This window comes from Pseudomonas fragi (genome assembly GCF_900105835.1).
GTDB classification, from domain to species: domain Bacteria; phylum Pseudomonadota; class Gammaproteobacteria; order Pseudomonadales; family Pseudomonadaceae; genus Aquipseudomonas; species Aquipseudomonas fragi.
Window position 1 is genome coordinate 4,729,028 of record NZ_LT629783.1, and the last position, 23,057, is coordinate 4,752,084.

Consider the following 23,057-nt stretch of genomic DNA (forward strand, 5'->3'; position numbering starts at 1 on the left):
CCGGTTTTGCGGTTGGCGCTCAGGTGCCGCTGGCCAACTTTTGAAGTTGACGGGCCAGTACCTGCTCCAGGGCCTGCATGGCGGCTTGTACGTCATTGCGCGCCTGGATGAGGTTGGACGGGCTGGCGTGCTCAAGTATTTCGCAGTGTTTGATCAACTGCGCGGCACCGACGATGCGGGCCGCGCCTTTGATCCGGTGAGCAATGTCGGCAAATGGCTTCAAGTCCCCGTTGTCGGGCAGGTGCATCAGGGCCTTGAGATCCTGGCCATTGCTGCGCAGCAGCTCCTCCAGCAAGCGTTGTTTGCGTTCGTTATCACCGCCCGAAAGCGCGTTGAGGGATTCCAGGTTGAAGGCCTCGTTGCCAGTGTCGAGCGGTACCAGGGCTGCCAGATGCTGGCTGAGCAGGGTCAGGCTGATGGGTTTGAACAGGCAGTCGTCCATCCCGGCCATTGCGCAGCGCTGGCGCTCCTCAGGCTGGGCGTTGGCAGTAAAGCCCAGCACGGTGCATGGCCGTTGCTGCGACGCCTGCTCGTACTGGCGTATGGCCCTGGTGAGGTCATAACCGTTCATGACGGGCATGTTGCAGTCGGCAATGACCAGGTCGAATGTGCCTTCTTTCCAGGTTTTGAAGCCGGCCGCGCCATCGTGCTCAGTGGTAAAGCGATGCCCCAGGTACCCCAGTTGCTGGCACATCAGCAGTCGATTGGCAGGATGATCGTCCACCACCAGCACGTTCAGGCGGTGCGCCGCAGGGTTGATTACCGGTTCATGCGCGGCGCTGCTCAGGCAGGGCGGCAAGGTGGGCAGCCTGAGCTTTATCTCAACCAGGGTGCCCACGTTTACCTGGCTGCTCAGTTCCAGCGTGCCCCCCATCATTTCGCACAGGCTGCGGCAGATCAGCAGGCCAAGGCCTGCACCGTTGAGGGCCAGTTGCCCGCTGTTTTCGGCCTGGGCGAAGGGTTCGAACAGACGGGCCTGATCGCGATCACTGATACCGATACCTGTGTCCTGGACACTCAGTTGCAGTTCGGTATGGTCGGGGGTGCTGGCAGGCAGCAGGTTGATCGCCAGGGTGACCTGGCCCTGGCGGGTGAACTTGATCGCATTGCTGACCAGGTTGGTCAGGATTTGCTTGAAACGTAGCGGGTCGATCAGCACATCGGGCGCATCGCCCCGGGGATGGAACTGCAGGGAGAGCGTGAGGTTTTTTTGCCTGGCCAGGCCGTCAAACACCCTGATCACCGAATGGGCGAGGTTGCGCAGGTTGACGCGCTCCGGGGACAGGTTCAGGCGGCCTGATTCGATCCGGGCAATATCGAGAATATCGCCGATCAACTCCAGCAGGTCCTTGGCCGAGTGGTAGGCCACCTCAATGGAGGGGCGGTCGAGATGCCCCTGGTCGGCGCGTTTTAGGGTGAGTTCCAGCAAACCGATCACGGCATTCATCGGTGTACGGATTTCATGGCTCATGGTGGCCAGAAAGGTGCTTTTGGCACGGTTGGCGTCGTCGGCCAGTTCTTTGGCTGCGCGCAGCTCATCCAGAAGGTGGCGCCGTTCACTGATGTCGATCCAGCCTCCGATAATGCCCTGGACCTCGCCCAGTGAGTCGCGGAAGGGCAGGATCCAGTGATAGATGGTGAAGTTTTTACCACCGATATTGAGCGGGCGATCCAGGACCAGCGGGGTGCCCTCAGCCATGACGCGCAAGTAGTCGGCCTGATAATCGTGGGCTTCGCACTCATTGCTCAGCAAGCCGCAGGCCTGCATCACCGTTTTGCCAATGACGTCTTCACGCCGGGCTGAAAAGGCCTGCAGGTAGCTGTCATTGCAGGTTTTAAGTATGCCTTCGCGATCGCGGACATAAATGGGATGAGGCGTGCCATTGACCATTGCCCGCATGAATTCAAATTGATCGCTGAGGGCTCGCTCGGCTATTTTTCGATGACGGATCTGGCGGCGCATGTAGGCATTCCACACCAGGGACAGCAACAGCAACAGGCTGGTGCCAATGATGATCTGGTATATCAGGCGATGGTAGTTGCGCCAGTAGCTATCGGATGCCGGGGCATAGCCACGCCAGCGGCTGTTGATGATGCCCAGTTCATCCGGCGCAATGCTCAGCAGGGCCTTGTTGAGGATTGAGTGCAACTCGGTGGCATCCCGGGCAGTGGCGAGGGCAAAGGTTGCAGGCTGGGTGCCGAGGGTGGCGCTGATTTGCAAACGATCCCGAAACATTTGCGAGGCGAGCAGGTAGTTGGCAATCACCAGGGTATTGACGGCGCCTTGTACTTCACCCTCTGCCAGTAACTCTGTTGCTCGGTAAATACTCTCTGTTTCGACCAGTGTTATCCGCGGGTACTGGCTGCGCAGGTAGTCGGTCAGGGGGTTGCCCTGGCTCAAGGCCAGTTTCTTGCCCGCCAGTTGTTCGAGGCTTGCAGGTGCCTGGCGCCCCTTGGCCGTGAGCAGGACAAACGAGTTGACCAGGTAAGGACGAGTGAACTTCAGGGTGCTTTCTCGCGAAGCGGTCGGGCTGATGGCCGAGATAATGTCGGTTTCGCCCTGCTTGACCCTCTGTATCATGGTATTTAGGCCGTGGGCGCGCTGTATCTCGAAGCGCAGGCCGGTACGCAGGCGGATCATTTCCAGCAGGTCCGCGGTGATGCCCCTGAAGTTGCCGTGGGCGTCAAAGAAGGTCAGCGGTGCCAGGGTTTCACTGACCACGACTCTGACCACCGGGTGCTGGGCCAGCCATTGTTCTTCGCGCCCGGTCAATTGCAGCTTGTTATCGGAGAGCAATATGTCACTGCCCGCGCTCCAGCGCTTGGCGATGCGCTCCTGCTCGCTGTCGGGTACGGCCTTGAGCGTGGCGTTGATGATAGCGAGCAGTTGCGCATTGTCATGGCGTACTGCAAAGCTGAACCCTTGGGCTTCGTGCCTGCCAAAGTTGGCCATCTTGATGTTCTTCAGATAGCCCTTGTTGATCATGTAATGGGTTGAGACCGTGTCCCCCAGGAATACATCCGCCTGATCGAAAGCCACGGCATTGAGTGCGTTTTGATAAGACGGATATGACTGGATGATGGCCTTGGGGTAGAGCGCCTTGATCTCATCCAGGGGCAGGTAGTGGTAAACCATGCTCAGGCGCAAGCCTTCAAGGCCTTGTGAAAGCGACCGCGTTTCGCCCTCGCGGGTCACCAGTACGGGCTGGTCGATGGCGTATGGCGCAGAAAGCAGCAGGTTGCGGTTGGCGGCTTCAAACCCATTGGACGTACCGAGCAGGTCGATCTGGCCCTCTTCAAGGGCCTTGATGGCAGCGTCTCTGGATGCAAAGCGCTCAACTTTTATTGATACATCGAGGGTTTTGGCCAGGATGCCGACGTAATCGGCGGTGAGCCCTTCGTAGTCCTGACCGCTGTCGGTCATGTCGAAGGGCGGGTAATCGGTAGTTGAAGTACCCACCCGAAGCTCGCGCTTGTGCTCCAGCCAGGAACGCTGCGCGTTATCCAGCGCAACTTCCACGCCAGAGGTGGCCGAGCGGCTGAGCAATGAAAGGGTTTCAGTGCGGGCGGGTTCGGCGGACACGCAGGTGCACAGCACTAAAGCAGTGAGCAGTGATAAATACTTGTTTAACCGCGTGGGCATTCTGTTTCTCACACCAGGCCGTTACGTTTGGCCATTTCGATAAGTTCAACCAATGAGTGGGCTTTTAGTTTTTGCATGAGCCGTTTTTACAGCTTTTTCATATGTGTATAATTATTGCTTCGGCACTATTCCGGGGGCGTTATGCCTACAGCATTCAGTTACTCACGTTTTTCCAGTGTCACCCAGAAGCGCGGATCAAGCCTTGAGCGTCAGCAGTCGATGGTTTCTGAATGGCACGTTCGTCACCCTGAATATTCGTCAAGCAAGTTGACGTTCCAAGACTTGGGCAAGAGCGGTTGGAAGGGGGAGCACATCAAGGAGGGGGGTGGCTTCGCTGATTTACTTGCGGCTGTAACAGCTGGTGTTATTCAGGAGGGCGATGCCGTCCTTGTAGAGTCTGTGGACAGAGCTGGGCGCTTGGATACGTTAGACATGCTGACGAGAGTGATTTCTCCGATTCTCCGTGCAGGTGTGTCGATCATCACTCTGGACGACAACGTGATCTATACACGCCAGAGCTTAGATGGGGGGGCCATTTACATCCTGCTCGGGAAGATCCAAGCAGCTCGGCAATACAGCGATAACCTGAGTCGTCGCCTTAAAGGTTCATACGACTCTCGACGTCGGCTCGCCAATGAGGGTAAGACACCCAAACGCAATACGCCTGCATGGCTGACATCGAAAGGGGAGGTGGTTGTAGAGGTCGCGGCTCAGGTGAAGCTGGCGTTTGAACTTTACGCATCCGGTCTGGGGAAGGCTGTAATCGCAAAGCGTATGCGGGAGAGTGGTGTCGAGGCGCTGGCCAAGTGTTCTGGCCCCGGTGTGGAAGGCTGGCTGAGGAATGAAGCTGCGATTGGCCGCTGGGACGGTGCCCAAGTATATGAGCCTATCATCGACATTTCGTTGTATCACCTTGCCCAACTCGAAGGTCAGAGGCGTAAGACGTCCAAAAAGATTAAAACAGCCGCACATTTCTACGTTGGATTAATCAAATGCGGCTGCTGTAGTCATAACTTCATTATGCGTACTATCAAGGGTGTGCAGGTTTCCATGCGGTGCAGGAAGCGACAGGAGTTGAATGGATGCGACAACAAGAAAGTCATCCCCAGAGAAATCATTGATGCTGTGTACCTTCGCACTTCTGCGACGGCAGCCCTTAGAGCTGTAGAGCGTAACCATACAGGTGTGAACGAACAGGCAATCATTGCTGCTGAGGTTAAGTTGCTGGAAACCTCTAGGATACTGAAGAGCTATTCATCCGCTATTGAAGTTGTTGGCGACATTCCTGAGGTGTTAGATCAGCTCATGCGTGCAGATGAAGCACGCAAAGTTGCTGAGCGAGAGTTGGCCATGCTTAAGGCGACTGTAGTCCCCGATGCAGGACGTAACTGGCAAAAACAAGGGGATGTTTGGACATTAGAAAGAAGCGACCCACAAAGGCTCTCAGCAATGCTCCGTAGTGTCGGATACAGTATTACAATTCATTCAGACGGTCGTCTTGTGTCGGATTCTGGTGCAACATTTCGTTATGCTGGTGTTGATCGAAAGCTAAACCGATACAAGCTGATGTGGGGTAACGATCTCATATTAGTCTTGAAAGGGCCGGATGAGGATTATCCGTACTGGGAGCCGTTTGAGGAAATAGCGGGTAGTGCTACGTGGGATAATGCGGATTATGAAAACCTTCGCTTGCAATACGAATGACGAGAAGCAGTTATTAAGTAGTTCTTAGTTCACCAGCGGAAACTTTTATTTTATGAAATGCCATTCATAAGATTGACTTTCCTCACTTCCGTGGTAAAATATGTATATAAGCAGAGGCGAAGTTTCTTTATCAGTTGACTGGCACCTTCCATTGCCTTCCTCCAACTGGCTAGGTAACTTCGTATTTCTGCAAGCGGTGTCTCTCAGGGAGCATCGCAACTAGAGAGGGCGTCTCCCAAACGCTCTCTTTTTTTTCGTCCCCAAAAAATCATATCACTAACTTCGGAGGGCTAATAATGGCCATGCTTCACGTTTCCACCTGCCCGGTCTGCGGGCAATCAATGACATCTCGCCGCAAAGATAAAACCGTCTGTAGCCACAAGTGCTATATGCGTGTGTACCGGGCAAGAGCTAGAGCAGCTCTTGTTCCACTGCTAACAAACACAGATCGTGCAAACCAATTCGTAGCTGCTGAATACATCGCAGCCATGTTCCTACAACTCAACTTACAGGAGACAAATCATGTCTATTCTACGCAAGCATAACAAACAAGAACTTAACGCCCTCCAAGAGGTCGCTGTAGCCTCGTACAAGAACCGTCCGCATGGATACGATGCTTATGCCGACACTGACCCTAGAACAGGCAGACCTATCGGCAAGGTGCTGGTGGGTGCCTATATCTCAGAGCTTGTTCTAGCTCCCGCTCAGATCATCCCTGTGTACCTAGCCAAGATGGAAGAGGGCTACACGCTGCACGAGCTAGGGACGCTGCCATTCGCTGGAACTTCTCACCACATCTACTTTTACAAGCCTCAAGCAGAACAAGATGCTGACATAAAGGTGATCCATGCAGCAGTTGAAGCAGAGTACAAACGCGAGATTGAGGACAGTAATCGCCTGATTGTAGAACGTCAAGTAGCACTTGAAGAAGCTGCGATTGATCGTCAGGTTGAAAAAGAGTTAGCAGCAGAGCGTCAGACTCAACGCGATGCTATCGAAGCTCGTGTTCGTCTGGAACTTGCCAAGTAACGCTGTTACCCCATCAGACAAATCCTAGTTCCCATCATATAAGAGGTAAGAATGAACAAGACCTGCACATGTAATCATTGCGGTCACGTGTTCTCAGTACAGAAGCGGCGACGTTATTGCAACGCTCGCTGCTTTCACTCTGACCCGTGCAACCCCAAAGCCCAGAATCCCATAAACGCCAACCATAATGGAGCCTATAACAATGACTGCAAGAACCCGAACAACAACTGAACGCCGCCCGACATGCCCTCAGTGCAAGACGCGCTTTCGCACCAGAAGCAATACAGCGAAATTCTGCAACACTTCTTGTCGCACCACTTCCCACAACATAGCTCGTCGCGTTAAAAAGATTGCCAGCGCCAGCACTTCCCCATTCTTCTACGAACTTGCCCGTCAGGCTATTAGAGCCCGCACCATCCAGATTTATCATCACTTCGACCAGCAACAACTTGAAGATCTTTACGATGTATATGCAAGCTGTCAGAAGATGAATGGTTATGGTCTACGCAGGGAGCACGGTGAAGATCCGTTTGAACTTTCCCACATTGCCCCTGTACGTGGCAAAACGTCAGTCGGCCTGTTCAGAGCTGACAATCTTGTCATTGCACCAATGGCACTCAATCGTTCTCACGGTACAAACCATTACAGCGGCGGGGCTTCAATCTCTCGTGCAGACCTCTTGCCGCGATTCGCAGTGTCCAAAGACGATAGCGTTTCTGAGGTGGTGCAGCGCGTCATTCAGTTAATCGGCGAAGACGTGGTTCAGGCTGTTGTCCAATCCCGCAAGATCAAGCCTAGTACGCGACAAAAACACTATTCGTGGTTGATTGAGCATCTCGACCCAGCCAATCCCGATCATGCAGAACATTTCAAGATACTCGACACGGCCTCGTCTTTCATTCTGGAAGGTATTAAGCGCCAGCTCGAAGGTAAGGAGCCTGTGGGTGATTTCCGTGTGTGGCTCGGCTACCACTGCGACACCAGTGTTCTCTTGAGCGAATGGGAACGCATCGGCAATAGCTATCGCCCCGAATTGCTATCCGCCCTTGAACGTATCCAGTTCGTGCTCGCCAACACGGGGCGGCGTTTCAGTTATAACTTCACCTTCGACGCCATCGACCTTCGATTGATTTTTGACATGCTGCATGGAAAGCCAGTCCACACCGTCACTTCGATCATTGATGCGATGTACTCCAAGGTAGTGGCAAGTCCGCTGCTGTACTGCCCAACTGAAGCCCTTGTGTCAGTTGCTGCGAAACCTCTGCATGTTCCCCTGAATGTAACAGAGTCGTTCCTTGAAGACATGGATGATGACTTGCCTTACGTTGCTCTAGACGCCTTGTACGCCGTCCCGGCATCACTTGGTCATGACTTTGGCCCAGTGCCGTTCTGAAACAAACGCATGCACCCAGTAGAAGTGTAACGCACACGGTGCGATTCGCTTGTAGCCCTTGTATTACTTGGCTTGCAGCCATTTTATGTGGACATAAAAGTGTGCGTGTGTTCAGTGCTACGAGGGAGCAATCAGTTACTAAGATGCTTTCTTGGAACGAAATCCTCGAATTACCCACCGCACCGTTAATATCCCGAGTAATGCAGCTACGTTTATCCCTAGCCAATATCCAAGAGACGTTGCCACCCATTGGAACTGCCTTTCAGGCAGTAATCCGAGCTTGTACTTATATGCTTCCAGCTCGTTTTCAAGTGACTGCTCCGCGTGCTGCCTTTTATAGCTGGAGCAAGGTGAGTCTCTGTTGAACTTTCCTGCGTCCATTTCTTGGAAGTAGACTTTGCAACCTCGCCAGAAGGTGATGTTGTAGCGATGCTCCGAGGCGATTTTTTCTTGGGTTGGGAATTGCTCATATCTCAATACGCCTATTGCGACTACCACCACCACACTCGCCACGAGCCACAATCTTTGCCATCCATTCATCTTGAATTCCTACATGGGGTGTACCTGAGCGGACGCAAGGATGCAGCACGAGGGTGAGGTAGGTCTACTACAGCCCCATAAGAGGGAGCCTCGGTCACGGCCTTAAAACCCCTGTAAACCCCCCAGAAACCCCTGTAAACCTAGGTTATTGGGCTGGTTCACGGCCAGACATTTGTTGTGCAACCTCTGTAGCCCTGATTCTACGGGGCCTCCAGCTTTCATGTGCGTAGCAAAGGCCGTTTCTCGCAGCAGAAAACAGTTTTTATTCAGGGAATAGCCAGTTTTCCCCTGCCAAGTAGCATTTGATATGCGTTAGCTCATCCCCTTGAAGGATGGTGGCCCTGTGGGCTAGAGCCAGCAGCTCAAGTGAAGTTCATCAGAACGCCGTCAATGCATTACTGATTATTGATGAGAACGCATCTGCTATCAGTTCAGCTATCAGTGCTGGAATTCTCAAAATCAGGCTGGGTCGGTAAAACGAACGTCTGCCAGACCCAGTAGGAACAGCTTAAAAGATGGGCCATAAAATAGGGTTTACTATTAATAGACCCTTGCGTATTATAGACCCACGTTAAAGAGACCCAGTCAGCCAGATAGGAGCCACCCAGTGTCCCGCACTTTCGTATATGCCCGTGTATCGACCGACGATCAGACTACAGACAACCAAGTGCAGGAAGTTGAGCGTGCTGGTTTCAACGTGCAGGCGAGCCGGGTAGTGGTTGAAACGGTATCGGGGTCAATAAGCGCCAGCGAACGCAAAGGGTTTCAATCTCTCTTGCACAAGATGGAAGCGGAAGACGTGCTGATTGTAACTAAGCTGGATCGTCTGGGCCGTAACGCAATGGACGTTCGCACCACCATTGAAAATCTGGAGTCACGTGGTATCCGTGTTCACTGTCTCGCCCTTGGCGGCGCAGACCTGACCAGTTCAACGGGTAAGATGACAATGCAAATCCTTGGGGCTGTTGCTGAGTTCGAACGTGACTTGCTGATCGAGCGTACACAAGCAGGCTTGGCACGTGCAAAGTCCGAAGGTAAGAAACTGGGTCGTCCTGTCGCCACTGGCACCATCGAAGACGTTAAAGCCTGCAAGGCCAAAGGTCTGACACAAGCTCAGACAGTACGTCACCTTTCCATCGGCCTCACCACAGTCAAACGCTACTGGAAGGCTGCATAAACCCTACGACTTCGCCTGAAAGATTTACACGCCACCCCAGACCTCGCCTGTGCGGGGTCTTGTCGTCTCTGACTGAGAGCGTCAGGTTTATTTTGTATTTAAGACAGCTTTCAGATAGGCCACCCGTGTCCTGTTAAGCACCCCCAGCAGCGCACCGCCTCATTATATTTCCAGCTGAAACGTCAGCCCGATGTTGAAGTGCACCTGAAATTTTTCAGCGGGGATGGAATTCTTTAAACAGCTTCAGGCCACGGGGCGTATGGCTCTCGGGGTATATTCATTTGGATATATATCGAAACGAGCATACCCGTCGCAGGATATAGAGGAGCGTGGGGCACCCGTACCCTGCTCAGTACCCCCAGCGGCGAACCGTTCATTATTTTTTCCAGCCGAGACGTCACGTCTATGTTGAAGTGCACCTGAAAAATTTGAGCGGGCCAAGGATTCTCCAGAACGACTACAGTTCACGTGCTACAGGGGCTGATTATGCTAGATCTGGTATTAGCGTCGCATGATATAGAGGAGCGTAGGACAGCTTCCGGTGAGAGTGCTATTCCAAAGGTACACCTGGGGTACAGTGGTTTTCTGGAACAGCTTGGCAGCTCAGATAGCCGAGAAGGAATGATGTTACAGTAGTGGCTCATTCAGCTCGGAGTTAAGGATCAATGCCTATCCGTAGAAGTGGGGATTTTGCCGAAGGTGCAGGTGTCCTGCGTCTTACAAGAGATAAGCTCGCTGGCTTCTTGAGCGAGGAAGAGCTAGCCCAGACAGAGGTGAAGCTCACGGGAGGTAGACTCTCGTTCAACGCTCCCGACTCCGTGCTGAAGAAGATTACGAAACATTTTGGGCCACCTGCTGGCTGATTTGCTTTACGAGATTTGCCCGTGCCCCGTACGGGCAATATGGAGGGGGAAGACATGGGTGACACGGATACACCAGACTTCAATAAAGCCCGAGGTTACTTGCTGGGGTTTTCAACTGTAGTCCTACTGTTATGGTACTTCGGAGCTGACCTTTCGGCTTTCAAGCTTCTTGGGAATGAAATCAAACTCAAGGAGAATGTTAAAAATGTCTGGCTGGTTCTGGCGGGTATTAATGTCTATCTATGGCTAAGACTTTATCAGCGCACTCCGGCAGGCAGCTTCCGCTTTGACCTCCCCATGCATGATCTGTATGAAAAGACTCTAATTAAAGTGGTGAAGCGTTTAAGTAGGCGTAAAATGCATGCTCATGTGCTTGACGCAATTGTTACAGGGCCAGAGACAGTTGCTGGTGAGGTTGTAATAAAAACAATCGCCTCAACTGGCAGAATGGCTTACTACTTTAACTTGACTACTTCGCAGCAGGAATCTGACGATAGGCTTTATAAAATCCGAGACTTTCCGCATGCTCAAAGGAATAAAGTGGTGTACACTTGCACGGTCAATTATGACATTGGTAGTAGCAATCAAACACAAAGGGGCGGAAATCCATTTGTGACACTTCCACATCTCTGGGTTACGATACTGGTTAAATGGTATGTATTTGTCAGGGGGGCTCTTGTATCACCTTGGTTCTTCGACCATGTGACGCCTTTCGTGCTAGGCGTAGCGAGCATATGTGTTGCACTATTTAGCTGGTGGCAGATCAACTACCTCTAGGCGTAGCTGGGGGTAGTTACATGAGTGTATCTGGTAGAGAGTCTTGATCTATTAAGGAGTGGGAATATTTGGGTGGTAAATATGACCCCCCCCCCCCTCTCTCTCGTGGCTGAGGAACTAGATATAGAGAGGTTGGCGGTGTGGGTTAGTCTTGGCTCTTGGGGCGGAATCCTCTATATATCCAGTTTAAAGTCAATCCGCTTAAATACGTTAGCGCAGATGCGCCTAGCCAGAGACCTAATAGTGCGAGGCTGCTCTTTACTAGGGCGGGAGTAGCAGCTTTTAAGTCTGTTTCGAGTTGGTTGTTCAGGTTTATAATATATGTATTTAGTTCGTTTATTTTAGTGCTTGGATCATCCCCGTATAGAATTCTATCTATTGTACTTATAGGTTGGGTACTGTCCTTGCGAGACTTAATCGCTTCGATTTGACTTCGATATTCGTTAATTCGACGCTCATGCTTGTCTAATAAGCTGCCCTTTGTGTCCAGCGTGACCACACCGAACGCTATGGTGTACATGCCCAAGGCAACGGTTCCTACTATCCAAAGTCGTTGCCATCCGTTTAGCCTTTTCACTCTGTAATCCTAGTCAGTGTTTAGTCAGGGGGGGCGAGTGTACACCACTTCACTAGAGGTTTTGGCGAGCGTGTGGAGGTTTCTAGAAACGCGACAGGTCAGGTAGTACAAGGGCTCTAAGGCTGATTTTGCTAGATTTATTAACCCGTTCGTACAATGAAGAGATGGGGTGTCCGCTCTCGATGCCACCGAGCGGGATCAAAAATGTGAACATAAGAAATTGTTGCTTGTAAGTGCTCACGGTCTTGTTGCTCAGAAACATGCCGGCAGCAATTTCCTTGTTTGTTTTGCCTTGCGCGAAGAGCTTGAGAACCATGAGCTCCCGGTCATTAACTTGCTTGAATAGCTCGATTTCGGAAAAGTTGTCGTTTTCATTTTTGTCAGGCGTCAATGCCTGGCTGGGGAAGTAATTGTAGCCAGAAAATACAGCTTTTATTGCACTCACAAGTTCGCTGAGTTCTTCCTGTTTGCACACATAGCCGGCAGCACCTGACTGCATGCAGCGCATGGCGAAGAGCTTGGGCGACTGGGCGGTTAGGACCAGGGTTTTGAGGGTTGAATTCATCGAATTGAAGCGCGACAGGACTTCCAGGCCATCGAGTTTTGGAATGCTGATATCGAGAATGATCAAATCGGGAACGCATTCACGGATCATTTGCATGGCATCGACGCCGTTGTCAGTTTCCCCGACTATTTCATAGCCTTCATGTTCTAACAACATGCGAATTGCCAGGCGGATAACCGGGTGATCATCGACAATAAAAACGCTGTTCATATTGGCTCCCCATAATGTGCTGTATAGAAAGAGCGCACCTTAGCTCAGATATAAGTGCAGGGGCACGAATCAGGTCGCCTACAAACGTAGTATGGGAATATTCCTACGTTAAATAAGGCGTGAACTTACGAATTATTTGAGTGGTATGTCCGGAGTTGTCGGGTAATTGGACGGATGTTTAATGCAAAGAGTCGTTTTGGTTTGTTGTTGTCGATTATATTGAGAATGGTCCTACAGTTTTGTTCTTTTTTTCTACTTTGCGTGTGGCTTTTTACGGTGTGTATGTTGCTCGACAGGCATGCTTGAAAAAGCGGCTTGGGGTGCAATGCCAAACAGGGCACCCGGGCCTGTGCCCGCCCTTTTGTGCAAGGGCGGGCCGGGGCTATCAAATGGGGGTGGAGTGCCCGGTCATGGCTTTTGCCATTTCCGTGGCATAGCTGTCGGTCATGCCGGCGATAAAGTCGATAATGCGCATAAACGAGCGATGCAATGGCCAGTCCGGATCCGGGGCATTGTTGCCCAGCAAGTCGAGGATACGGCGGTTCTTGAACGATGGGGTGCGCCCACCGTGTTGCTCCAGCGCTGCGCCACAAAAGGCATTGAGGAGGATTTCCAGGGACGTATAGGCACCGATTTCATGCAGGGTTTTGCGCTTGTCCTGAAAGATCCGCTTGCGTGCCATGTCCTTGGCATCAAGCACGCAGCGTTTGGCCGGGCCGTGCATATGTTCGACCAGATCACCCGGCAATGTGCCTGCCAGCAGGGCATCCTGTTGCTCCACAAAGGCCTTGGCCGCCGCATTGGTCAGGTGCTCGATGGCCTTGCCACGCAGTATGGCCAGTTTGCGCCGCCGGGAGTCATTGGGGCCCAGCAGGCGATACGTCTCGGGCAAGTCATCGCCCACCAGGTTCAACAGCAACGACTCGACCTCGCTGTACTGCAGCAGGTCCATTTCCAGGCCGTCTTCCAGGTCGATCAGGGCGTAGCAAATGTCATCGGCCGCCTCCATCAGGTAGACCAGCGGGTGGCGTGCCCAGCGCTGCTCTTCCAGCTGCGGCAGGCCCAGTTTGTGGGCGATGCCTTCAAGCAGGTGCAACTCGCTCTGGTAGCAGCCGAACTTGTGCTTCTTGTAACCCAACGAATCGGCATGCCGCGCGGTCCACGGGTATTTGAGAAAGGTGCCCAGGGTGGCGTGGGTCAGGCGTGTGCCACCGTCGAACTGGTGGTATTCCAGCTGCGTCAGCACCCGAAAGCCCTGTGCATTGCCTTCAAAGCTCAAGAAGTCGTTACGCTCGACATCGCTCATATCATCCAGCCAGCCGCGCTTGGCGGCCTGCTCGAACCAGTTGCGAATGGCGTCTTCACCGGAGTGACCAAACGGCGGATTGCCAATGTCATGGGCCAGGCAGGCCGATTGCACCACCATGCCCAGATCGGCGGGGTCGCACCATTCGGGCAGGGCACTGCGGATCGTTTCGCCCACGCGCATGCCCAGGGAGCGGCCGACGCAACTGACTTCGAGCGAGTGGGTGAGGCGGGTATGGATATGATCGTTGCTGTTGACCGGATGGACCTGGGTCTTGCGCCCCAGGCGGCGAAACGCCCCCGAGAAAATGATGCGGTCGTGGTCTTTGTGAAAAGGGCTGCGCCCGAGTTCTTCCGGGCTGTGGTGAGGCTTGCCGAGGCGTTCGCGGTTAAGCAGGGTTTGCCAATCCAAGGCGCAATGCTCCGTTAGTGACTGATCACCCAGCTTCTCGCTTCATGGCGGATGACGCAAGTGGCGCCATGATCAGGAGCGCCGCATTGTGGGAGCGGGCTTGCTCGCGATAGCGTCGACGCGGTTCGACTGAAACACCGCGCCGCCTGCATCGCGAGCAAGCCCGCTCCTGCAGATGGGGGGCTGCTCAGGGCTTGCGCGTGGCCTGGATGACCATCTTGATCAGCGGTATCAGCCCGGTGGTCAGTCCGATCCAGCGGGACGTACCCTCGGTATTCTTGCTTTTGGCGCCTCTGCCCGTCAGGAACCCGAGCAGGGTGACAATCCCCACGCCCCATAACGGCGCGTGCTTGATCCCCAGGGTTTCTTGCCAGTTGCTGGTCATCCCGCGCATTTTTTGCAGGGGTTGCAGCAACTGTTGCGATTCATGACGAATCTCCTGGCGGTGCATTTCCATGCGCAGGCGAATCAGGGTTTTGCGCAACTCCTGGCGTGATGCGTTTTGCGGCAGTTCAGGCAGGCTCATGGCAACAAACGCTCGCGGTCTTTGGCCAGCTCTTCAAGCGTGGCGTTGAAAGGTGAGGACTCATCGAAGATCGCGGCCTTGAGACGCAGCCCGCAGAACACCGCGGCCAGGGTATAAAACACACACAGCCCGATAAGGCCCGGGATGCGGTAGCTGTCCCAGAGCAGGATCATCACCAGCGCCGACAGGCCGATCAGCAGCAACAGGGCGAACACCAGTGCCAGCCCGGCAAACAACAACAGGCTGACGGTGCGCGCCTTCTGCTCTTGCAGTTCGATGCCCAGCAATTCGACATGGCTGTGCAACAGACCCAGAAACGCGGCACCCAGGCGCCGCGGTGAGGAACGGGGGGAGCCGGATTCGTCTGTCATATCAGCGCCGCGTTGCCAGCAGGCCCAGAACAAAGCCGACACCCGCCGCGATGCCCACGGACTGCCAGGGGTTTGCCTGCACATAATCTTCGGTGGCCACTACGGCGGCCTGGCTGCGGTCCTTCAACGACTCCTTGGTTTCTTCCAGGGTTGCGCGGGCTTTGAACAGGCTGTCCTTGATCTGGGCGCGCAGTTCTTCAGCCTGGTCGCCGGCCAGGGACGCGGTGTGTTCCAGCAGTTTTTCGGCGTCGAGTACCAGCGTCTGGAAATCGGCCATCAGAATTTCTTGAGCATTCTTTGCTGTTTTACGGGCCATGATTCACTCCATTAGTGGCTTGATGATCGTTCGAGTGTAGGCCTTCGGCGAAGGTTCACTCGTTTCCCTGGCATTGCTCACGCTTTTAGTCAGGCAATGCCAGAGCTATCTTAGGTTTACCAAGGCAAAACCTTACCTTAAATCAGTCGTTTTCGCGGGTGATTGCAGCTTCCAGCGCGTCTTCGCTTTCAAAACAGCCTTCGAGCAAGTGATAGCGGTCATGACGTACCTGATCGACCCGGCGCTGTACGGTTTTTTCGGACAGGCCCAGCAAGATCAAGGCATGGGAGGCTAGCATAAGGCTCGACTCGAGTAATTCCGGCACCACCTCGGTGGCGCCTGCGGCCTTGAGCTCGGTGAGCTGGCTGTCATCGCGGGTCCTGACCAGAATGGGCACTTCGAGGGTGATCAGGCGGGCTTCCTTGAGCACGCTCATGGCCACCTCGGTGTTGTCCACGGCAATCACCAGCAGTTGCGCACGATCCAGCCCTACAGCACGCAGCAGATCGCCGCGGCGGGCGTCGCCGTAGTGTACGCAGCTGTCCGCTTTTGCCGCTTCCTCAATGCGGTCGGGGTCGTAGTCCAGCGCGACAAAGTCCTTGTGTTCGCTGCGCAGGAAGCGGCCGATGGACTGGCCCACGCGGCCATAGCCGCACATCACCACATGCCCCTGGAGTTCCGCGTTTTGAGTGGCGATTTCTTCCAGCTCTGCCTCTTCATAGGATTGGCGGTGCAGGCTGGCGGCGATCAGTGGCGCGGCGCGCAGCAGCAGGGGGGTCAGCAGCATCGAGCAGAACGTGGCGGCCAGCAGGTAGGCAGCCATATCCGCCGGGATCAGCGAATTGCTCTGCATCTGCGCCATCAGGGCAAAGCAGAACTCACCGCCCTGGGCCAGGGCCAGGCCGCTGCGCCAGGCGGTTTCTCCGTCGCTGCCACGCAACTTGACCAATAGTGCGACCACGGCGCCCTTGATCAGCATCAGGGCCAGGGTCAGGCCCAGGATCAGGAAGCCGTGGTGAACGAAAAGCTGCAGGTCGATCAGCATGCCGATGCTGACGAAAAACAGCCCCAGCAGGATGTCCCGGAAGGGGCGGATATCGGCTTCAATCTGATGCCGATAGTGGCTTTCACCCAGCAGCATGCCGGCCAGGAAGGCCCCCAGCGCGGGGGACAGGCCCAGCAGGTGGGTGAGCCAGGCGGTGAGCAGTACGATCACCAGCGCCAGCAACACGAACAGCTCGGCCGAACGCGACGCGGCGACTTCGTGGAACAGGCGCGGCAGCAGGAAGCGGCTGGCAAACAGCAGCCCCAAAAACAGGATCACAGTCTTGCCCAAGGTCACCGGCAAGGCCCAATACCAGGCCTGGTCGCTGCTGCCGGCGAATACCGGCACCAGGGTCAGCAGCAGTACCGCGACCACGTCCTGAAACAGCAGTACGCCGATAGCATTCTGACCATGACGACTGAAGATTTCCCCCAGGCTGGTCAGCTCTTTACTCACGATCGCCGTGGATGACAGGGCGAGCCCGGCACCCAGCAGGAAGGCGCCGTTAAGGCTCATGCCAAAGGCATATAACAGGCCGCCCAGGGCCACGGCTGAACACAGCACTTGCAGGCTGCCCAGGCCAAATACCACCCGGCGCAGCTTGAGCATCTTGGGCAGCGAGAATTCCAGCCCCAGGGAAAACAGCAAAAATACCACACCAAGCTCGGCCAGGTCCGGCAGGTCGGGGCTGTCGTTGATCCAGTCCAGGGCGGTGGGGCCAACGAACAGGCCGACACACAGATAACCCAGCACCGGCGGCAGCTTCAGGCGCCGGAACAGGGCGATGACCACCAGTGACGAGGCAAGGATGATTAACAGGTTGGCAAACACAAAAGGCTTCCTTGGCAGGTCGAGAAAAAAGTCGCGAGCATCCGGCAAATGCGAAAGGCTGTCGCTGATGTGGGTCAAGCGTAGTCGCAAGCAGTGCAATAGAGCGATGGTAGTGGCAAATCATTCGTCCGGCTGCGGGTCGACGGCAGCGGGCCAGGCTCTTAAAATAAACGCTTTAGTTCTCAGGTCGTAATTTATGCCTCCCGAATGCCAATTGTTCGGCACCCTGGGGTGTCACCTGTGTGAGTTGGCCGAGGCGATGCTGATGCCTTTGGTGGAACACGGGCTGATGGTCGAACTGGTCGATATTGCCGACAGCGATGGGTTGTTTGAGCGCTACGGTTTGCTTATTCCGGTGCTGCGCAGGGTCGACACTGGGCAGGAACTGGGCTGGCCGTTTGATACTGCGCAGGTGGTCAATTTTCTCGGATAAACCTGCATAATCACCGGCTGCATATTCCGCTCGAGTTCCTTTATGTCGTCCCAGCCTTTTATCGCCGCCGAGCATCAAGCCAGTACCTTGCACCTGCCGCCAGGCAAGTGGCCGACGGTGCTCGACTGTCTGAGTGAACACTTCAGTGCCATCAGCCGCGAGCAGTGGCTCGACCGTATCGCCCGTGGCCGGGTGCTGGACGCCGACGGCGCGCCGATCAGCGCGCAGCTGGCGTACAGGGAAGGCCTGCGCATTCATTACTTTCGCGAAGTGCCCAATGAAACGCCCATCCCGGTGCAGGAAACCATCCTGTATGCCGATGAGCATCTGGTGGTGGCGGACAAACCGCATTTTCTGCCAGTGACCCCGGGCGGTGAGTATGTCGAGCAAACACTGTTGCGCCGCCTGATCCGCACCCTGGGCAACCCCCATCTGGTGCCCCTGCACCGTATCGACCGGCACACGGCGGGCCTGGTGCTGTTTTCTGCCAATCCGGACACTCGCTCGGCGTATCAGTCGCTGTTTCCCACGCGCAAGATCGAAAAGCGCTACGAGGCTATCGCTCGTGCCCTGCCTGAGCTTGAGCTGCCGCGGGTGCATAAAAGCCGGCTGGTGGAAGGCGAGCCGTTTTTCCGCATGAAAGAAGGGCAGGGCGCCAGCAATACCGAAACGCTGGTCGACGTGTGCGAGAAAAACGGGGAGTTGTGGCGTTATGCGCTGTACCCCGTTACCGGGAAAAAGCATCAGCTACGGGTGCATATGGCAGCGTTGGGGGCAGGGATATGCAATGACCCGTTCTACCCTGAGGTGATCAGGGACGCCGTGGATGACTATGCCAACCCGCTGAAGCTGCTGGCCCAGAGCTTGCGTTTTGTGGATCCGGTGACGGGGCAGGAACGCTGCTTCGAGAGTCGGATTCAGCTCGACTGGTAGTGGCTGTATTCTTCATCGGACCGGGCAGTCAAATTCGGGTTTCAGGGTCGGGTTTGGTGTCGAAAACAAGGCTAAGGTCGGAGAAAATACAAGTAACGTCGGACAAGATCGAAGGTGAAAAACTCTTCATAAACAGCTGGCTCGAACATTGATAGCTTTCTTGGCGCTGTCCAATAATTCGAGTCCTAATAATGAATAAAAAACTGCTCAAAAGCACGCTGGCGCTGTCCGTTACCTTTGTTTCCACGCAACTGTTTGCCGGTGGTTTTGCTCTCAACGAACAAAGTGTCAGCAGTATGGGTACCGGTTTTGCCGGCCGGTCCTCTTCTGCCGACGATGCCAGCACGGTGTATGGCAACCCCGCCGGCATGGCCCGGCTCAAGCACAACGAAGTCAGCTTCGGCGCCACCTACCTCGATGCCAAATCCACTATCAAGGACGCCAGTTCTACACAGTTGGGTGCCGATAACCCGGGCACCAACAAGGGCGACATGGTGCCCGGGATTGGCGTGCCGTTTGGCTACCTGGTGACCCCGATCGACGAACACTGGGCGTTCGGCCTGGGCGTTTATGCCCCGTTTGGTCTGGTCACCGACTATGAACACAGCTTCCAGGGCAACGGCTTTGGCAATAAAAGCAAGGTTCAAGTCATCACGGTCCAGCCGACGGTCAGCTATGCGTTCAACGACAAGGTTTCGGCAGGTTTCGGTCCGACGTTCAACCGTATCAGCGGCGAGCTGGGTTCTAAAGTGCCGGCGTTTGGCCTGGGTACGGAAAACGTCAAGATCAAGGGTGACGACACGGCCACCGGTTTCAACGCCGGCCTGTTGGTGCAGGCGCTGGCCAGCACTCGCCTTGGCGTGACCTACCACTCGCAAGTGGTTTATCACCTCAGTGGTGACACCAGCGCCTCGGGTTTTCTTACCGATCTGGTGGATGGTGGGCCGCAGCGTTATGACGCCAAGCTGAATATCACCACGCCGTCGTCGGTGGATTTCTCCGTCACCCACCAGCTCAACGATGACTGGACGCTATACGCGGGCAGTACCTACACGCGCTGGAGCCAGCTGAAGAAAATCACGGTCAACAACGCGGGGGTGTCTGACGCTGCTGTCGCGCTGGCCGGCCTGAATGCCATTACCGAAGAACAGCACTGGCATGACACCTGGTCGCACGCGATCGGCGCGTCGTACCGGGTTAACCAGCAACTGGTTTTACGCACCGGCTTCTCGGTGGACGAAACGCCCACCAACAATACGGATCGTTCGGTTCGTATTCCTACAGGGGACCGTACGGTCTTCAGCCTGGGTGCCGGGTGGACGCCGGTCGATAACCTGACCCTGGACGTTGCCTACTCCTATCTTAAGGAGGAGCCGATCAAAGTCCGTGATAACCAGCCAGCATTGGGTTTGACCTACGATGCCAAGTATGAAAACAGCGCCAACGGCTTTGGTGGTTCGGTGACGTACCGTTTTTGATCGCGTGTGTTTACCGGGTCGGTTCGCAGGCAGCAGCGTCTTGACGCCGTTGCCATCGCGCTACAAGCGTTATCGCATCCTGAAACAACAAAACCCGCACAAGGCGGGTTTTGTTTTAAGGCCAGAGAGCGGTATTACAGCTCTTTAACGGTACGAATCTGGTCTTTGTTGATGCGGGTTTCTTTACCGTCCAGTTGCTTGAACTGGTAGAAACCTGAGTTGTCATCGTATTTAGGCGCGTCAACAGTCTGGATTTCGCGACCGTCGTTGAGTGTGATCACCGAAGGCGAGGAGCAGCCGGCAAGGGCGGCCATGCCAGCAGCGAGCATCAGGGCGGCGAGAGTCCGGTGAGTCATGGTGTATCTCCAACTAGTGAATGTACTGTTAATGATTACTGTCCCTGAGACGTATACATCGGCTGCAAGTTCCATTGCTAGTCCCGGGCAGGCACTGGCGCGGATTATTTCAGCAAATCCGCCGTATTGAAATTGGTCAGTCGCACGTCATTCTCGGCGCATTGCCAGGCCTGTGCATTGAGCTGGAGCATGATCTTGCGCGGGCTGCGTTCGCCGGCCTGCCAGGCGGTGTCGAAGGCCCCCTGCAAGGCGCAGGGGATAACACATAGCAAGGGCTCCCAGTGCTCGCCGTGGCGCACCATCAGCGGTCGCTCAGGGTGTTCGGCGGCGGTGCCCAGCAGGGCGAGGAGCAGGTCGCGGTCAATATTGGGCACGTCGCAGGGCAACACCAGCAGGTGTGCATGGCGGGCCGCAGCCAGCCCTGCGCGGATCCCCGCCAGCGGCCCGGCAAAGTCATCATTGCCATCACTGACCAGTTGATCGGCGAAGCGGGCGTACTGATCGGGGTTGCGATTACAGGAAATGATCAGGTCATCGGTCAGCGGGCGGGCAACGCGCTGCGCATAGGCTATCAGCGGCTGGCCCTGCCAGGTCACCAGGCCCTTGTCCTGCCCGCCCATGCGCTGGCCGCGGCCGCCCGCCAGCAACAAGATGGAGCATTGAATCAGGCTCATGAGGCACTCCGTGCAACCAGGCAAAAGAAGCGCTGTGATATAACACCGGGCTGTTTCTCCGACAACTGGACCTCGTCTATGAAAGCCAAGGTTGATGCACCTTTCGTACCTCTGAATATCGCCGTTCTTACCGTCAGTGATACCCGAACCCTGGAAACGGATACTTCGGGCCAGGTCTTTGTCGACCGTCTGCGTGATGCCGGGCACACCTTGGCGGCACGGGTGTTGCTCAAGGATGACCTGTATAAAATCCGCGCCCAGGTTGCCAACTGGATCGCCGACGATACGGTGCAAGTGGTGCTGATTACCGGCGGCACCGGCTTTACCGCACGCGACAGCACACCTGAAGCGGTGAGCTGCCTGCTGGACAAGCAGGTGGATGGCTTTGGTGAACTGTTCCGCCAGATATCAGTGGCTGATATTGGTACCTCGACCGTTCAGTCCCGTGCCCTGGCCGGCCTGGCCAACGGTACGCTGGTGTGCTGCCTGCCGGGTTCGACCAACGCGGTACGCACCGGTTGGGACGGGATTTTGGCCGAGCAACTGGACTCCCGCCATCGCCCGTGCAACTTCGTCGCCCATTTGAAGCAGGCAGCGGCCTGTGACAGCCGTGGGTAAGCCGGGCCGCAGTGGCGCGCTGATGCCGGTTGAAGAGGCCCTGGAGCGTCTGCTGGCCCTGGCTGACGCAGCGCCGATCCTTGACAGCGAATCGGTGCTGGTGGGCGCAAGTGATGGCCGTGTACTGGCCCATGATCTGGTTTCCAGCCTTGATCTGCCGCCCTGGCCCAACAGCGCAATGGACGGCTATGCACTGAACAGGGCCGATTGGTCGGGGGAGCCGTTAACGGTCAGCCAGCGTATTTTCGCTGGCACGGCCCCCGAGCCGCTGGCACCGGGTACCTGTGCCAGGATTTTTACCGGCGCCCCCGTCCCTGCCGGGGCGGACTGCGTAGAAATGCAGGAAAACGCCGAGGTGCAGGCCGACGGGCGTGTGGTGTTTAGCCACCCCCTGCACGCAGGTCAAAATATTCGTCCTCAAGGGCAGGAAACCACCGTTGGTGAGGTCGTCTTGCCTGCGGGCACGCGCCTGGGGCCGATTGAGCAAGGGCTGGCTGCGTCCTTGGGCTGTGCCGAACTGCAGGTGGTTCGGCGGATCAAGGTGGCGGTATTGTCGACCGGCGATGAGTTGATCGAACCCGGACAACCACTGGGGCCGGGGCAAATCTACAACAGCAACCGTGTCGTGTTGTGCAGCTGGCTGACGCGGATGGGCTGTGAGGTGGTCGATGGGGGGATTTTGCCTGATGATCTGCCGGCAACCCGGCAGCGACTGGGGGAATTGGGGGCGGTTGACCTGATTTTGTCCACGGGCGGCGTGTCGGTGGGCGAGGCAGACTTTTTGGGCATCGCGCTGCGCGAAGAAGGCGAGCTGGCGCTATGGAAACTCGCCATCAAGCCGGGCAAGCCGCTGACCTGCGGGCACTTTCGCGGTGTGCCGGTGATCGGCTTGCCGGGTAACCCGGCGTCGACCCTGGTGACGTTCGCGCTGCTGGCGCGGCCTTACCTGCTGCGCCGTCAGGGCGTGCAGGCGGTGGCGCCGCTGAAGTTCCAGGTGCCTGCGGGATTTGTCTGGCCCAAGCCGGGCAATCGTCGCGAGTACTTGCGCGGGCGCCTGGAGCTGGGGCGGGCGGTGATCTACAAAAACCAGAGTTCGGGCGTGCTGCGCAGCGCGGCCTGGGCCGAAGGGCTGGTGGAAGTGCTGGAAGAGCGCACCCTGGTTGAAGGCGACCTGGTGGGGTTTATTCCTTTGAGTGAAGTGCTGGGTTAGCACTGTTGCTCCATCTGTGGGAGCTGGCTTGCCTGCGATGCAGGCGACCCGCTCTTTCAGGTCAATCGCGG

At 55.7% G+C, this 23,057-nt stretch carries 20 protein-coding genes and 1 pseudogene; 10 read left to right on the forward strand and 11 right to left on the reverse strand.

The window, feature by feature from the left end; translation table 11 throughout:
* Positions 1-19 precede the first annotated feature (19 nt).
* Both BLU25_RS21840 and BLU25_RS23500 read right to left on the reverse strand, forming a co-directional pair.
* The gene (locus BLU25_RS21840) at positions 20-3,643 is read right to left on the reverse strand and encodes a transporter substrate-binding domain-containing protein (protein WP_029611305.1); all 3,624 of its coding nucleotides are present in this window, start codon (positions 3,641-3,643) and stop codon (positions 20-22) included.
* 8 nt (positions 3,644-3,651) lie between these two features.
* Positions 3,652-3,729 (reverse strand): annotated as a pseudogene (locus tag BLU25_RS23500) (DNA-binding response regulator); the annotation flags it as partial.
* A gap of 55 nt (positions 3,730-3,784) precedes the next feature.
* On the opposite strand from BLU25_RS23500, the gene BLU25_RS21845 reads away from it, so the two are divergent.
* The 3 genes from BLU25_RS21845 (at position 3,785) to BLU25_RS21855 (ending at position 7,769) form a co-directional block, all read left to right on the forward strand.
* Positions 3,785-5,347, forward strand: a complete 1,563-nt coding sequence (locus BLU25_RS21845; RefSeq protein WP_037000998.1) for a recombinase family protein — start codon at positions 3,785-3,787, stop codon at positions 5,345-5,347.
* Positions 5,348-5,869: 522 nt separating this feature from the next.
* Positions 5,870-6,376: a hypothetical protein gene (locus BLU25_RS21850; protein WP_016780020.1), complete on the forward strand. Its 507-nt coding sequence runs from the start codon at positions 5,870-5,872 to the stop codon at positions 6,374-6,376.
* A 202-nt stretch (positions 6,377-6,578) separates the two neighbouring features.
* Entirely contained in the window at positions 6,579-7,769 is a 1,191-nt protein-coding gene (locus BLU25_RS21855) for a hypothetical protein (RefSeq protein ID WP_081481026.1), read from the forward strand.
* A gap of 138 nt (positions 7,770-7,907) precedes the next feature.
* Here BLU25_RS21855 and BLU25_RS21860 read toward each other — a convergent pair whose 3' ends face one another.
* The gene (locus BLU25_RS21860) at positions 7,908-8,309 is read right to left on the reverse strand and encodes a hypothetical protein (protein WP_016780022.1); all 402 of its coding nucleotides are present in this window, start codon (positions 8,307-8,309) and stop codon (positions 7,908-7,910) included.
* Positions 8,310-8,916: 607 nt separating this feature from the next.
* Here BLU25_RS21860 and BLU25_RS21865 point away from each other — a divergent pair.
* Positions 8,917-9,486 carry a recombinase family protein gene (locus BLU25_RS21865; RefSeq protein WP_016780023.1) on the forward strand — a complete coding sequence of 190 codons (570 nt, stop codon included), beginning with the start codon at positions 8,917-8,919 and terminating at the stop codon, positions 9,484-9,486.
* Between the two features lie 917 nt (positions 9,487-10,403).
* Positions 10,404-11,126, forward strand: a complete 723-nt coding sequence (locus BLU25_RS21875; protein ID WP_016780025.1) for a hypothetical protein — start codon at positions 10,404-10,406, stop codon at positions 11,124-11,126.
* A gap of 659 nt (positions 11,127-11,785) precedes the next feature.
* On the opposite strand, the gene BLU25_RS21885 is transcribed toward BLU25_RS21875, so the two are convergent.
* The 6 genes from BLU25_RS21885 to BLU25_RS21910 all read right to left on the reverse strand — a co-directional run bounded on the left by BLU25_RS21885 (position 11,786) and on the right by BLU25_RS21910 (position 17,284).
* On the reverse strand, positions 11,786-12,478 hold the full coding sequence (locus BLU25_RS21885) for a response regulator transcription factor (RefSeq protein WP_016780026.1): 693 nt from the start codon (positions 12,476-12,478) through the stop codon (positions 11,786-11,788).
* A gap of 385 nt (positions 12,479-12,863) precedes the next feature.
* On the reverse strand, positions 12,864-14,195 hold the full coding sequence (locus BLU25_RS21890) for a deoxyguanosinetriphosphate triphosphohydrolase (protein WP_016780027.1): 1,332 nt from the start codon (positions 14,193-14,195) through the stop codon (positions 12,864-12,866).
* 187 nt (positions 14,196-14,382) lie between these two features.
* A complete protein-coding gene (locus BLU25_RS21895; RefSeq protein ID WP_016780028.1) occupies positions 14,383-14,721 on the reverse strand; it encodes a hypothetical protein in 339 nt (112 codons plus the stop codon).
* Complete coding sequence (locus tag BLU25_RS21900; RefSeq protein ID WP_016780029.1) at positions 14,718-15,092, reverse strand: phage holin family protein; 375 nt, start codon at positions 15,090-15,092, stop codon at positions 14,718-14,720. Before BLU25_RS21900 ends, BLU25_RS21895 begins: the two co-directional genes overlap by 4 nt.
* A 1-nt stretch (position 15,093) precedes the next feature.
* Positions 15,094-15,408, reverse strand: a complete 315-nt coding sequence (locus BLU25_RS21905; RefSeq protein WP_016780030.1) for an ElaB/YgaM/YqjD family protein — start codon at positions 15,406-15,408, stop codon at positions 15,094-15,096.
* Between the two features lie 142 nt (positions 15,409-15,550).
* A complete protein-coding gene (locus BLU25_RS21910) occupies positions 15,551-17,284 on the reverse strand; it encodes a cation:proton antiporter (protein WP_029611306.1) in 1,734 nt (577 codons plus the stop codon).
* 196 nt (positions 17,285-17,480) lie between these two features.
* On the opposite strand from BLU25_RS21910, the gene BLU25_RS21915 reads away from it, so the two are divergent.
* From BLU25_RS21915 to BLU25_RS21925, 3 genes are all read left to right on the forward strand, one after another.
* Positions 17,481-17,717: a glutaredoxin family protein gene (locus BLU25_RS21915; RefSeq protein ID WP_016780032.1), complete on the forward strand. Its 237-nt coding sequence runs from the start codon at positions 17,481-17,483 to the stop codon at positions 17,715-17,717.
* A 42-nt stretch (positions 17,718-17,759) separates the two neighbouring features.
* Complete coding sequence (locus BLU25_RS21920) at positions 17,760-18,650, forward strand: pseudouridine synthase (RefSeq protein WP_016780033.1); 891 nt, start codon at positions 17,760-17,762, stop codon at positions 18,648-18,650.
* Positions 18,651-18,841: 191 nt separating this feature from the next.
* Entirely contained in the window at positions 18,842-20,128 is a 1,287-nt protein-coding gene (locus BLU25_RS21925; protein ID WP_016780034.1) for an OmpP1/FadL family transporter, read from the forward strand.
* Positions 20,129-20,262: 134 nt separating this feature from the next.
* Here the strand turns inward: BLU25_RS21925 and BLU25_RS21930 are convergent, their stop codons facing one another.
* Positions 20,263-20,484 carry a YgdI/YgdR family lipoprotein gene (locus BLU25_RS21930; protein ID WP_016780035.1) on the reverse strand — a complete coding sequence of 74 codons (222 nt, stop codon included), beginning with the start codon at positions 20,482-20,484 and terminating at the stop codon, positions 20,263-20,265.
* Positions 20,485-20,588: 104 nt separating this feature from the next.
* Positions 20,589-21,158 (reverse strand): molybdenum cofactor guanylyltransferase MobA, encoded by a 570-nt coding sequence (gene mobA, locus BLU25_RS21935; RefSeq protein ID WP_016780036.1) that lies wholly within the window; start codon positions 21,156-21,158, stop codon positions 20,589-20,591.
* A 78-nt stretch (positions 21,159-21,236) separates the two neighbouring features.
* Between mobA and moaB the strand changes: the two genes are divergently transcribed.
* Together moaB and BLU25_RS21945 are read left to right on the forward strand one after the other, a co-directional pair.
* Complete coding sequence (moaB, locus tag BLU25_RS21940; RefSeq protein WP_016780037.1) at positions 21,237-21,776, forward strand: molybdenum cofactor biosynthesis protein B; 540 nt, start codon at positions 21,237-21,239, stop codon at positions 21,774-21,776.
* Positions 21,760-22,986 (forward strand): molybdopterin molybdotransferase MoeA, encoded by a 1,227-nt coding sequence (locus BLU25_RS21945; RefSeq protein WP_139803919.1) that lies wholly within the window; start codon positions 21,760-21,762, stop codon positions 22,984-22,986. Before moaB ends, BLU25_RS21945 begins: the two co-directional genes overlap by 17 nt.
* Positions 22,987-23,057: the final 71 nt, after the last annotated feature.